We start from the raw sequence: 12,668 nt of genomic DNA on the forward strand, positions 1-12,668 counted from the left end.
CGCTGGGGGCCGGAAAAGACAAACTGTGTATCCCTCACTTCAACCAATTGGCTGGCACTCTGACCGGTTACACTATCAACTGCGGTCACCGTAATGGTTCGATTAGCGGGATCACCACCCACATCCAGCGTTGCAGAGACTCGCCCTGAAGAGTTAGTTATGGTGCGTTCACCCGGTAAAATACCACCCGATGATGCGGAGAATTCAATAGCAGCATTCTCTACATAGTTATTGTCGCTGTCCCGAGCCACTGCGGTCAAAGTAACCGTACTTGAGCCATCGGATGGCATTTGTGGGCTACTAACCAATAGTGAAATATTCGTTACATTAGAGGTGGGATGGGGGGGAGGGTCACTGACATTAACAGTGCGTGTTAACTGCGTTGCAAAATTACCCGCTGCATCACTGACATCGTAAGTCACTACATAAGTACCTACCGCCGCAGTATCCACCGCATCGCCAGCAACAACAATATGCGCTGTTATATTGCCATCGACATTGTCCAAAGCAAAAAAACCGGGATCAACATAGGCATCACCAACCGATAGATTTAATGGATTATCACCGAGCAGTATGATTTCTGGAGCGTCCATATCACTGACATTAACAGTGCGTGTTAACTGCGTTGCAGAATTCCCCGCTGCATCACTGACATCGTAAGTCACTGTATAAGTACCTACCGCCGCAGTATCCACCGCATCGCCAGCAACAACAATATGCGCTGTTATATTGCCATCAACATTGTCCAAAGCAAAAGATCCGGGATCAACATAAGTATCACCAACCGGTAGATTTAATGGATCATCACCGAGCAGTATGATTTCTGGAGCGTCCTGATCACGAACGTTAATGGTGCGCGTTAATGGCGTTGCAGAGTTCCCCGCTGCATCACTGACATCGTAAGTCACTATATAAGCACCTACCGCCGCAGTGTCCACCACATCGCCAGCAACAACAATATGCGCTGTTACGTTGCCATCGACATTATCAGAAGCCGTGGCACCGGGATCAACGTAAGTATCACCAACCGATAAATCCAACGGATTTTCACCGGCTAATGTTATTTCGGGTACGGTTGTATCCGTTGCACCACCGCCATCATCTCCATCCACACAGGCCGTCAACAACAAAAACATGAAAATGACAGTACCCCGAATCCACTTCACCGATGACATAACATCCTCCATTATTTTTTATTCAGCGTGAATACCGCGTATTCACTGCCAGTAAATCACATAATAAAATTACCATACCACATTATAATCTTGGTCATTCATAATCGGATAGCCAAAAAAGGGAAGGGGGTCCGGAAGGGGGTCAAATACCATATTGATTTTTTGCCCTGTTTATTTAACAAAACTTATCGCAATGTCATATCACAAAACACTATACCCTGAGAGATCCCGGAAGTTAATACAGAAGCAATACGCCCTCTACGATCCAGATATTACGATTTGTGGAGGAACCGGGGGCTTATTCAAGCGCTGTTAGGTCATGCTGAGTTGCAAACCACGATGATTTATACGCATGTGTTGAGGCAGGGTGCGCAGGGGGTAGTGAGTCCGCTGGATATGCTGTAGGGCCAGTAGTGCATTAAGCCTATCGCTACCTAAAGGTGGCTCCTACGAGGATTTGCGGCGACCACGCTGTTATTAGCCCGCTTGATCGAATTTATAAAAAAGGGGGCGAATTCAATATTGGGCTTTTGCCTTTACAGTCGGCTGAAGAAAGTTTTTATCGTCTCCCCTGCTCATTAGCATGACCAAGCGCCTGCGCTCTTTACACAGTGTCATGAAATCCCTCGGTTTAGGGTGCGCCCTTTACGCTTTTATCTCTTCCACCCGCTTCATCACGTTATCCAGTGCCCCGCGATTTTGTGCCACCAGCCTCTTGCCCTGCTCTCCCATGGTGTGGCTAAGTGATGGATCGTTAAACAGTTGCCGTAACTCTTTTGCCAGGTGGCGGCTGTTCTCTACTTCTAGGGAGGCTTTTGCTTGTAGCAGCAGGCGGTGAATCTCTGCAAAGTTAAACATGTGGGGGCCAGTGAGCACTGGGATGCCCAATAAGGCGGGCTCTAGCAGGTTATGCCCTCCTGCGGCCACTAGGCTGCCGCCGACAAAGGCGATGTCTGATGCGGCGAAAAAGAGCATCAACTCGCCCATGCTGTCACCAAGAAAGATTGTCGTTTCGCTTTGGCAGTTGTGTTGTTCACTGCGGCGAACCAAGGTAAAGCCACGTGCCTGACACAGCTTCGCAACTTCATCAAAGCGCTCTGGGTGACGCGGCACCAAGATTAACAGTGTTTCTGGCAGGTGCTGTTGTAGCGTTTCAAACGCATCCAACAGTTGCTCATCTTCCCCTTTGTGGGTGCTTGCGGCGATCCAGACTTTGCGATTAACACCCCATTGGCTACGCAAGGTACGGGCACGTACTTCAAGGTCGGCGGGGGGGGTGAGGTCAAATTTCAAGCTACCGGTTATATGGGTTTTTGCGGGGTCTGACCCCAGCTTAATCAAGCGCTCCGCATCAATTTTTCCTTGCGCGGCAATCGAGCTGAATTTATTGAGTGTCGAGCGTGTGAGTGCGCTAAAACGGGCATAGCCTCGGGCTGATCGTTCTGACATACGGGCATTGACCAATAGGCTGGGGATCTTCCGCTGATGGCAGTAGTGCAGCATATTGGGCCAGATTTCGGTCTCCATGATAATCAGCATCGATGGCTGGATGCGGTTGAGAAAGCGTTTGATGCAGCCGGGTGTGTCGTAGGGCACATATCGGTGCTGTATGTTGCCTTTGATGTCGGCCACCCGCTCGGCTCCGGTCGGGGTCATGGTGGTCACCACCAGCGTGTGTTCGGGGTATTGCTTTTGTAGGCGCGTGATCAATGGTTTTGCCGCTTGCACTTCGCCCACGGAGACCGCATGCAGCCATATTACCGGTGCTTTTATACGCTCGCCAAAACCGAAGCGTTCGCTCAACCGCTCTCGATAAGCGGGCGATTTTCGCGCGCGCAGATAGAGGCGCAGCAAGATGAGAGGCAGTAGCAGTGTAAAAATAAAGGAGTAGAGAGGTCGCATCTGGTTTGTTATTTGTCTTCAGTCGGTTGCTGGCGAATCCGCTCTACAATGGCGCTGGTTGAACACCCTTCTGCAAAGTGCAGCACCTGCACTTTACCACCGCTGGCCTGAACGCACTGATGTCCGGCGATCTGTTCGATCTGATAGTCGCCGCCCTTTATGAGTACATCGGGTAAAATTTTGCAGATGAGACGTTGCGGGGTCTCTTCTGAAAACGGCACTACCCAATCGACACTGCGCAGGGCGGCCAGTACGGTCATCCGTTGTGCCAGTGGCACAATGGGGCGTTGCTCACCCTTGAGCCGCGCAACGGAGGCATCATCATTCACTGCCACGATCAGTCGGTCGCCCTGCTGCCTGGCTTTTTCAAGGTACTCTACATGGCCTGCATGTAGCAGATCAAAACAGCCGTTTGTCATCACGATGCGCTCACCCAGTTCTTTAGCGCGCTGCACGACAGATTGCAGCTCGGCTTCGTTCTGCACACCGGTTTTGATGCTGTTTTCAACCGGTTCACCTGCCCGAATGGCCGTACCCAGCTCTTTTACTGAGACGGTGGCGGTGCCCAGTTTGCCCACTACGATTCCTGCCGCCAGATTAGCTAATGCGGTGGCCTCGGCCAATGACTGCCCAGCAGCCAGTGCGGCAGCCAGAGTGGAGATCACGGTATCGCCTGCACCGGTTACGTCATAGACCTCTCGCGCCAGGGTAGGCAGGTGGAGTGGTGGGTGCCCTTTTTGTAGTAGCGTCATCCCTTTTTCACTGCGGGTGATGAGCAGCGCTTCCAGCTGTAACGCTTCACGCAGTGCATCGCCTTTGCTCACCACTGCGGCATCATTTTCACAGTGACCAACCACCGCTTCAAATTCGGAGAAGTTGGGTGTTAGCAGGGTTGCGCCGCTGTATTTCTGCATCGTAGCGCCTTTGGGGTCAATCAGTACCGGCTTACCGGCTGCTCGTGCCGCTTGAATCATCAGCTGAACTTGGTCCAACGTCCCTTTGGCATAGTCTGAAAGTACTACTGCATTACAGCCACTCAAACCCTGGGTAAAGCGAGCCAGTAGCGCCGCATTGGCAAACCGGTGCAGCGGTGCTTCAAAGTCGAGCCGCAGCAGCTGTTGATGTCGACTGAGCACCCGCAATTTGGTGATGGTCTGGATTTTTTCCGAGCGTTCGAAGCGGCAAACCACCCCCGCCTGTTCAAGCTGTTGTGACATGATGCGACCCGATTCATCGTCACCCGCTAAGCCATCCAACGCGACACCCGCGCCCAGCGCAGCAATGTTGATCGCTACATTTCCTGCGCCACCGGCTCGGGCATCTAGCTCACTACGCTTGATATTCACCACCGGCACCGGTGCTTCGGGGGAGATACGGGAGGTCGCCCCTTGCCAGTAGCGGTCTAGCATGAGGTCACCCGCCACCAGAATCTGTGCTTTTTTAAAATCAGGAATAGAGAGGCTCATACTTCAATCGACTCGCAAAGCAGATGTAATATAAGGATATGCATCTCTTGAATGCGTGCGGTGCGCTCAATCGGCACCGTGATCGCGTAATCAACCAGAGGAGCCAGCGCACCGCCGGTTTTACCCAGTAGGCCGATGGTTTTAATCTGGTTTGCGTTGGCATACTCCACCGCTTTGACCACATTGGCTGAGTTGCCCGAGGTGCTGATCGCCAGTAAAATATCACCTGGGTGACTCAAGGCGGCAAGCTGGCGCTCAAATACCGCATCAAAACCGTAGTCATTGCCAATGGAGGTGAGCGCACAACTGTCTGTGGTCAGTGCTACGGCAGGATAACCCCGGCGCTCTATCTCAAATCGCCCGGTCAACTCCGCCGCAAAGTGTTGAATATCTGAAGCAGAACCCCCGTTACCACAACCGTAAATGGTATGCCCGTTCGCCAATCGCTGGCGCATTAACTGGCTCACCTCATGCAAAATGGGGTAGAGTTTTTCTACGCAGCTCAGGGCGGCGCGGTGCTCTTCCAGACTCGTTTTAAAATCAAAAGCCATCTATTGTTCCCACTGACCCCTCACCCCCGGATAGCCACACGCACACTGCACAAACGATTGATTTAATAGCAAAACCAACATCTTACATGTCGACTCGTGTTTCTACCCAGGAATAAGGACTTATATTTTAAGTTATGTACTGATAATCGGGGTGTTATACTAGCACAGTCGTGCCCGCTCTCTGAGCGAGTTTACATGCTGAGTTTAAATCACCAAGATGCAGAAAAACAGACCTTCAGAGAGATTACCCATCCACCCCAAATATTGGCCCATCTGGCTGGGTTTGGCGCTGTTACGCCTGCTCAACACACTACCGTTCCGCGTACAGCTGATGCTGGGCAAACAGCTGGGCAATCTGCTCTTCCATGTGGCCAAAACTCGCCGCCGTGTGGCAGCCACCAACATCAAGCTCTGTTTTCCCGAACTCTCTGATGCAGCAAGGGCCTCCATACTGCGCAAACACTTCCACTCAATGGGTATTATGCTGTTTGAGTTGGGTTTGAGCTGGTGGGGGGGTGATAAACGCCTGGCTGCATTAACCGAAATTGAAGGGTTGGAGTATCTGGAGAGCGCGATAGCGGGTGGAAATGGCGCACTGTTGTTAGGTGCTCACTACACCACGCTCGATATCAGCGGCCACCTGCTCGCCACTCAAACCGATCTCTCCATACGCAGCATGTATCGCCCCCACGAGAATCCGGTGATCGAATATGTAATGAGAAATGGCCGCGAGAGTTATCTGGAGAGCCTGATCCCCCGTGATGATATTCGTGGGCTGATCCGCAGCCTCAAACAGAACAAAGCCGTCTGGTATGCGCCGGATCAACACTACGAAGGAAAAGGGTCGGCACTGGTACCCTTCTTCGGCATCCCCACCCCCACCAATACCGGTACTTCCCGGATTGCCAAAATGAGCAAGACAGCGGTGATCCCTTTTGTTTCAGTACGCAAAGAGGATGGCAGTGGCTATGCGCTTAAACTACTGCCACCGCTGGATAATTTCCCAACGGATGATGAGGTGGCGGATGCGGCCCGCATACACCAGCTATTTGAAACGCAGATTCGCAACAACAAGGCGCAATATTTTTGGGTACATAAGCGCTTCAAACGTAAGCGTATAGCGGGGGAAGATCCCTACCAAAAGTCACCCTGATATTAAGCTCTCACCAGTGATTGATAAACCTTAAAATTCCCCTCGACCATCGCCTCAATTGAGAACTCCGCCTTAACAATTTGCTTACCTTTTTCGCCCCATGCACGGGCCTGCGGCTCATCGGCTAATAATTTAAGCAGTGCGCTGCGCAACTCTGCAACATCTTGCGGAGCGACTAAAATGCCATTTTCACCATCGCGTACAATTTCGGGAATCCCCCCGGCGCGGGTCCCTATCAAGGGTACTCCTGCGGCGGCGGCTTGAAGCAGTGAGACACCCAGCCCCTCCATATCAGCTGGGTGAACCACCGCATACAGGTTGGGCATCACCCGGTGCAGGTCATCACGAAAACCGATCAACCGCACGTGATCACTTAGCCCCTGCTGCTTTATTTGCTGTGTCAGCTCATCGGCCAAAGGACCCTTACCAAACAGTAACACCTGAATATCGGGATGTTTTTCAATCACCTCTGGCAGTGCTGCAAACAGGTGGCGGTGCCCCTTGCGGTGAATAAGCTGAGCAACGACAGCCAACACCCGGCTGTTATGTGGCAGCGCCAATGCCTCTATAAACCACTCACGCTCTGCGGGTTGGTCAAATCGTTCCACATCCACTGCGCTGTGGACACACAGCACCTTGTCGGCGGGCACGCCTTCACTAATAAGAACCTCGCGAATACCATATGAAATGGTAATCACCTGGTCGTAAAGTGCGTATTTAAGCCGTGCAATCAGCGGCGATTCCGGGTTATCAACCCGACGTGAACAGATGCTCTTCACTCCCGCCCATCTAGCCGCCAGACCGCCCAGCACATCGGCTCCACGGCGACTGTGCAGATGCACCAGGTCGGCCTTTTCTTCCTTAAGCACCCACTTGAGTCGCCGGATAAAACCAAGATCAAGATCACCTTTCATGGGCATCTCATACACCTTATCCACCACACCCCGCGCTGCCTCGGCAATCGCACTCCCTTTAGGGCAGACCAAGATAGAGCGCACCGGTTTATTGGCCAATCCTCGCAGCAGATAGTAAACCTGTAGTGCGCCACCATAGAGGTGCATACCCGCCTCAACATGTACAACCGTCATGGTCACGGGGTTACCTCTCGGATATTTTTCATAATCGTATCAACGGTAATTTTTTTCATGCAGCTGAAATCTCCGTCACAAACCGGGTTACGGCGACAAGGGGAGCACTCCATTTTACGGTAAAGCACCCGGGCATTCTCACGGCGGGTATCGGTGTAGGGACAGGTGGATCCAAACAGTGCCAGTGTCGGAACATTAAAGGCGATACCCATATGGGTCAGGCCGGTATCAACCCCCACCAGCAACGCACTCTGTTTAATGATTGCCGCGGTCTGTGTCAGTGATGACTTACCCACTAGGCTGATTATTTTATCATTGGCCGCTTGAATAGGCGCTGCCGCCACCACATCACCCGGCCCGCCCAGCATAATTACCGGCACCCCTCGCTGCGCCATTATCTGCTGTGCCAACTCGGGCCAGCGTGAGGCCACCCAGTGCTTTTGTGGGCGAGTGGTAAAAGGGCAGATTACGGCATATTCGCCCTTGCCACGAAACTCTGCGGCATAGGCTTCATCCTCGTCACTGAGAGCGATATCCATGGAAAAATCACCCACATCCAGCTTCATCTCCAGTGCAAGATGATAATATTCGGAGCCGATGCGAGGGTCATTCCCTTGGCGGGAAATCACTTGAGTCATAAAGCGAGCACTCGCCTCCTTGGAACCCAGACCAATACGCACCGGTGCGCCCGACCAGAGTGCCCAGATGCCACTTTTAAGCAACCCTTGCAGATCAATCGCCAGGTCAAAATTTTTCGCCTTAAGGCGTTTACGCAGCAGCCCCAACGCCCTGAGCAGGGTGAGATATTTACGCTGCTTCCACAGCTGCTTCCACTCACTCTTTGGCCAGATCACCAGCTCATCAATATCCGGGTTATTTTTCAATAGCGGTGCCGCCGCAGGCTCCACCAGCCAGCTGATATTGGCATCGGGATAACGGCGGCGCAGCGCCTTAATCAGGGGCGATGAGAAGACCACATCACCAATGGCGCTAAGACGAATAATCAAGATATTTTGGGGTTGGGTCATGGTCTGCTTATCTCAGCCAACAGCCGCCAGCTAGCGGAAGTGAAAAAAGTTATGCGATTGTATCAGGCAAAAGGTGGGGAGAGTAATCGATATGATACCCCAACCCCAAATAACGACTCAGCCCCAATCCTCAGGTAGAAAGACGTCCGGGCGTTAGGGCTCAGCTAAAAACCGCAACGGATCGATCAGCGTAGGTGGCCGCACCCCACTCCCTTCAATAAACAGTTTGTGCCAGATAGAAAACTGCAACAGCGCATAAATATTTTTAGTCACATCACCCTTCTGTTGCTGGCGTTTCAATAACTTCTCAACGCCACGCCGCTGCATCCACTCGGCAATGGCCGGGCTTTCGAGTAACGCCATGCCAACCTTACCTAAATAATCACTTGCCAACCAGTCGCCCACTGGCACACTAAACCCTCGTTTCTTTTGCCAGAAATGCTCACTGGGAAGGTGGCGGCTCGCCCATTTTTTCAGAAACATCTTACCCTGTTTGCCCTCTATTTTCAGGCCATCCGGCAGTGACAATCCAAACTCGATCACACGATGATCAACAAATGGCAGCCGCCCCTCCAAACCCCAGCTCATTAACATACGATCCGCTTTAACCAACAGATTATCGGGCAGTGCAGTGGTAATATCCACATATTGACGACGCTGCAAATCACTCCACTCAGTCGGTGCCTCCTGCCAGGCGGTAATAATGGGGGCACGCCACTGATCAGCTCGTTGTAGCAGTTTTTCTGAGAAGAGTTGTTTTGGCAAACCACCGCGGAAATTACCCCCGGTACGGAAGCCGCCCGAACCGGGGTAGAGCCTGTTTTTCAACAGGCTCTCTAACTTCCCTGGACGATAGCGACCATAGCCTGCAAAGGCTTCATCTCCCCCTTCACCCGAGAAAACCACTTTCAAATCCTGTGCGGCCTCTTCAGCCAGTAGCGAGGTGGGGAGATTGGCAAAATCACGCATCAGATCATCTGCCGCCCAGGTACTGTAAACCAGACGCTGCAACATCGACTCAGCCGTCGGACGGATAATGGTGTGTTGGCTATTGAAGTGTTTAGCAATGCTCTCTGCCGTAGAGAGTTCATCGCCGACACTGGAGTTGCAAAAGCCCAGCGAGAAGGTTCGAATGGGTTCAGCTTTGTAACGACTTAGCAGTGCTAATAGGGTTGTTGAGTCCACCCCGCCTGATAGGAACAGTCCAAACGGCACATCCGCACGCATATGCTGCGTCATCACTGTTTCCATCAGTGAATCAAATTCAGACTCTGCCTCAGCATAGCTGATGTCACGCGGCTCGACACCCAGCGCCGACCAGTAACGCAGGCGGTCAACTACCCGCCCCTGCTCTACCGTCACACACTCACCGGGCAACAGCTGCTCAATACCCGAGAATAGCGTCTCCCGACCACTGGCGTTCTGATTTTGTAGAAACTGGATTAATGCCGAGGGATTTATTGACGGCTTTTCAGCCAGTGCCGGTAACAGAGCCTTAATCTCTGAAGCGAAGCAAACCCCTTCCGAGGTCTCTGCTATAAACAGCGGTTTCATACCAAGGCGATCACGCGCTAAAATCAAACGCTGCTTTTTACGATCAAACAGTGCAAAGGCAAACATGCCACCAATATGCTCAAGAAAAGTATCACCGTATACCGCATAGGCGTGCAGAATGGTTTCACAGTCAGAGTGGGTTTGAAATTGACGGCCTTGATCTTCAAGCTCTTTGCGCAACTCAAGGTGATTATAGATCTCACCATTGGCCACCAAAATCAGGCCATACTGCTCATCAATAAAGGGTTGATCACCACCCGCGAGGTCGATAATTGAGAGACGGGTGTGAGCTAGACCCAAAGAGCCGTCACAGTAAACATCTTGGTGGTCTGGGCCTCGATGAGCCAAAGATGAAATAGCGGCCTGCAATCGTTCGCCATCAACGGGAAGAACCGCGTTATACAAGCCCATAATTCCGCACATATTGTCTAACATCCAACAGTAAGATTAAATTTCAGATCCCAGTATACGTTAAATCAACGCCATTAACCGCCCAGCTAACATTCGATGTTTGTCAAGATAGTTGTCCAGCACTATGCTGATTCTCCTCTAATTCCAGGCCCTTTTTTACCCTAATCTTTTGGATTCAACCACACTTCACCTGCATCAAGGTTGCTATTTAATGTATACTAAAAATCAATAATTAATTGTCCAGTCGATACTCCTCCCTGACCATGCGTGTAGCTGGATGATACTGTTAGAGGCCTTTGCAGCAGAAGGGTGTGCGAAAAAAATAGATAAAACTTAACTGATTGAGGCGAAAAGCGCAGGGAGTAGCGAGCTACTCACAATATTTTCAACGAAAATCAGGTCTGTTTTAACCTTTTTTTATCCTTGCATCCTCTCGTGCAAAGGCCTTTGTTAGTGTTAGGTCAATAATTTCCGGATACCACCCTTTTTCATGACAACACATCAAAAGCCCAAAGTGACTATTTTCATCTCTTTTTCTGGTGAAGGTGGTGTCGAACGAATGATCAGCAACCTGATTCATGAGTTTATTCGCTTGGGGCACCCTGTCGAGCTGCTGCTCATAAAAGCTCGCGGGGAGCATCTAAAGCACCTGCCGAAAGAGGTTAACATCGTTAAACTTGGCTCTAATCACAGTGCCATGACACTACTACCCTTAGTGCGTTATCTGCAAAAAGAACAACCAAAATGTATATTGGTTGCAAAGCATCGTGCCATTGTAATTGCAGTTATCGCTCGCATGCTGGCGGGTGTTAACACTCGAATTGTGGGCCGTTTAGGTACCAACCTATCTCGAGCTTTAGAAGGAAAAAGCGCGCTAAGAAAATGGCTTTGGCACGCCCCTATGCGTAAAATTTATCCGAAAGTTGATATGATTATTCCTGTCTCAAAAGGAGTATTGGACGATATAACCTCTATCACAAAACTGAGTTCTGAAAAATTACGGGTAATTTGCAATCCGGTAATCACTCCTGAAACGGATCGATTAGCACAACAATCAATCAGCCACCCTTGGTTTTCAAAAGGGCAGCCTCCCGTGATTCTTGCTGCTGGGCGATTCACCCTCCAAAAAGACTTTATCACTCTCATTAAGGCATTTGCCGAGGTTCGTCAGCAACGTGCCTGCCGCTTAGTACTGCTCGGCCACGGCGCACTTCGAAGTGAATACGAAGCACTTGCGACAACACTAGGTGTTGATAAAGAGCTATCCATGCCAGGGTTTTCCAATAACCCATACCCTTACATGAAACAAGCCTCACTATTTGTACTTTCCTCTGCATGGGAAGGGTCACCCAATGTGCTCTCTGAGGCACTAGCACAAGGCACACCTGTTGTTGCCACCGACTGCCCCAGTGGACCAAGTGAAGTTTTGCAAGGTGGTAAAATTGCCCCGCTGATTCCTGTTAGTGATGTAAAAGAGATGGCCAAAGCGATTATTAAAACCCTAGACAATCCGCCGCCAGCCGAGTCACTTCGTGCAGCTGTACAAGAATATACCGTAAAGATCAGCGCACAACGCTATCTTGAGGCTCTAGGCATTCATTGAACAAGTTCGATGTTAAAATAAACCATAAGCTGATTTAAGTAGGCAACTGATGCTGTTATCCCATCGCTATCAATTTCTTTTTGTTCATATCGCCAAAACAGGGGGCACCAGCGTCCGTGCAGCACTGGTTAGAAAAGCAATGCTTGACCCATACCGGTTACCCATGTGGTGTTGCAGCAAGTTGAGCCACCTTACGAGACATAAACTAGCCAGCAAACTTCCCCGACACTCAAAAATCATCGCGGCAAAAGAGATGCTGCCAAAAGAGTTTTTTGATAGTTTATTTAAATTCGGATTTGTACGAAATCCTTGGGATTTACAGGTCAGTTCGTTTCACCATATCAAACGAGAGCGCCCTCAATACCTTTTTGGCCACGATAACTTCAAAGATTTCTTGAAGTTCAAATTTGACCCAAAGCGCCCCTATCAGTACCACATAGATACCTCTATTGAGCTACAAAGTGACTATCTAGTTGATCTGCACGGAAATATTATTGTCGATTATATTGGCCGCTACGAAAACTTTCATAATGATTTTTCTCACGTTTGCGAAAAGATAAAAATTAAATGCGCTCTACCAGAAAAGCGTATTTCAACAGACCGAACGAAGGATTTTCGTAACTACTACGATGATGAATCTGTTGAGCTGGTCGCTAGGCATTTCAAGCGAGATATCGAGCTGTTGGACTATTGCTTTGAGTAGCAAACACCGGCCTCACATTATAAAAAACCATATA

Annotated in this window: 10 protein-coding genes and 1 pseudogene; 4 read left to right on the forward strand and 7 right to left on the reverse strand. The window is 50.4% G+C overall.

Annotated elements, in window-relative coordinates:
• Positions 1–1,175: DUF5011 domain-containing protein (locus L3J94_04485; GenBank protein MCF6218014.1), on the reverse strand; the 1,175-nt coding region annotated here is incomplete at its 3' end.
• A 300-nt stretch (positions 1,176–1,475) separates the two neighbouring features.
• Between L3J94_04485 and L3J94_04490 the strand changes: the two are divergent.
• Positions 1,476–1,580 (forward strand): annotated as a pseudogene (locus L3J94_04490) (integron integrase).
• A gap of 240 nt (positions 1,581–1,820) precedes the next feature.
• Here the strand turns inward: L3J94_04490 and waaA are convergent.
• The 3 genes from waaA to L3J94_04505 are packed head-to-tail and all read right to left on the reverse strand — an operon-like array spanning position 1,821 to position 5,094.
• Positions 1,821–3,077, reverse strand: coding sequence for a lipid IV(A) 3-deoxy-D-manno-octulosonic acid transferase (waaA, locus tag L3J94_04495; GenBank protein ID MCF6218015.1), 1,257 nt, complete (start codon positions 3,075–3,077; stop codon positions 1,821–1,823).
• An 8-nt stretch (positions 3,078–3,085) separates the two neighbouring features.
• Complete coding sequence (hldE, locus tag L3J94_04500; GenBank protein MCF6218016.1) at positions 3,086–4,543, reverse strand: bifunctional D-glycero-beta-D-manno-heptose-7-phosphate kinase/D-glycero-beta-D-manno-heptose 1-phosphate adenylyltransferase HldE; 1,458 nt, start codon at positions 4,541–4,543, stop codon at positions 3,086–3,088.
• Positions 4,540–5,094 (reverse strand): SIS domain-containing protein, encoded by a 555-nt coding sequence (locus L3J94_04505; protein ID MCF6218017.1) that lies wholly within the window; start codon positions 5,092–5,094, stop codon positions 4,540–4,542. Before L3J94_04505 ends, hldE begins: the two co-directional genes overlap by 4 nt.
• A 217-nt stretch (positions 5,095–5,311) precedes the next feature.
• On the opposite strand from L3J94_04505, the gene lpxL reads away from it, so the two are divergent.
• The gene (lpxL, locus tag L3J94_04510; GenBank protein MCF6218018.1) at positions 5,312–6,247 is read left to right on the forward strand and encodes an LpxL/LpxP family Kdo(2)-lipid IV(A) lauroyl/palmitoleoyl acyltransferase; all 936 of its coding nucleotides are present in this window, start codon (positions 5,312–5,314) and stop codon (positions 6,245–6,247) included.
• 2 nt (positions 6,248–6,249) lie between these two features.
• Here lpxL and L3J94_04515 read toward each other — a convergent pair whose 3' ends face one another.
• The 3 genes from L3J94_04515 to asnB all read right to left on the reverse strand — a co-directional run bounded on the left by L3J94_04515 (position 6,250) and on the right by asnB (position 10,328).
• On the reverse strand, positions 6,250–7,335 hold the full coding sequence (locus L3J94_04515) for a glycosyltransferase family 4 protein (protein MCF6218019.1): 1,086 nt from the start codon (positions 7,333–7,335) through the stop codon (positions 6,250–6,252).
• 2 nt (positions 7,336–7,337) lie between these two features.
• The gene (locus L3J94_04520) at positions 7,338–8,363 is read right to left on the reverse strand and encodes a glycosyltransferase family 9 protein (protein ID MCF6218020.1); all 1,026 of its coding nucleotides are present in this window, start codon (positions 8,361–8,363) and stop codon (positions 7,338–7,340) included.
• 153 nt (positions 8,364–8,516) lie between these two features.
• Positions 8,517–10,328 carry an asparagine synthase (glutamine-hydrolyzing) gene (gene asnB, locus L3J94_04525; protein ID MCF6218021.1) on the reverse strand — a complete coding sequence of 604 codons (1,812 nt, stop codon included), beginning with the start codon at positions 10,326–10,328 and terminating at the stop codon, positions 8,517–8,519.
• 490 nt (positions 10,329–10,818) lie between these two features.
• On the opposite strand from asnB, the gene L3J94_04530 reads away from it, so the two are divergent.
• The gene (locus L3J94_04530; GenBank protein MCF6218022.1) at positions 10,819–11,931 is read left to right on the forward strand and encodes a glycosyltransferase; all 1,113 of its coding nucleotides are present in this window, start codon (positions 10,819–10,821) and stop codon (positions 11,929–11,931) included.
• A gap of 49 nt (positions 11,932–11,980) precedes the next feature.
• Entirely contained in the window at positions 11,981–12,634 is a 654-nt protein-coding gene (locus L3J94_04535; GenBank protein ID MCF6218023.1) for a sulfotransferase family protein, read from the forward strand.
• Positions 12,635–12,668 lie beyond the last annotated feature (34 nt).

The sequence above is a fragment of the Gammaproteobacteria bacterium genome, from assembly GCA_021647245.1.
GTDB lineage: Bacteria > Pseudomonadota > Gammaproteobacteria > RBG-16-57-12 > RBG-16-57-12 > JAFLJP01.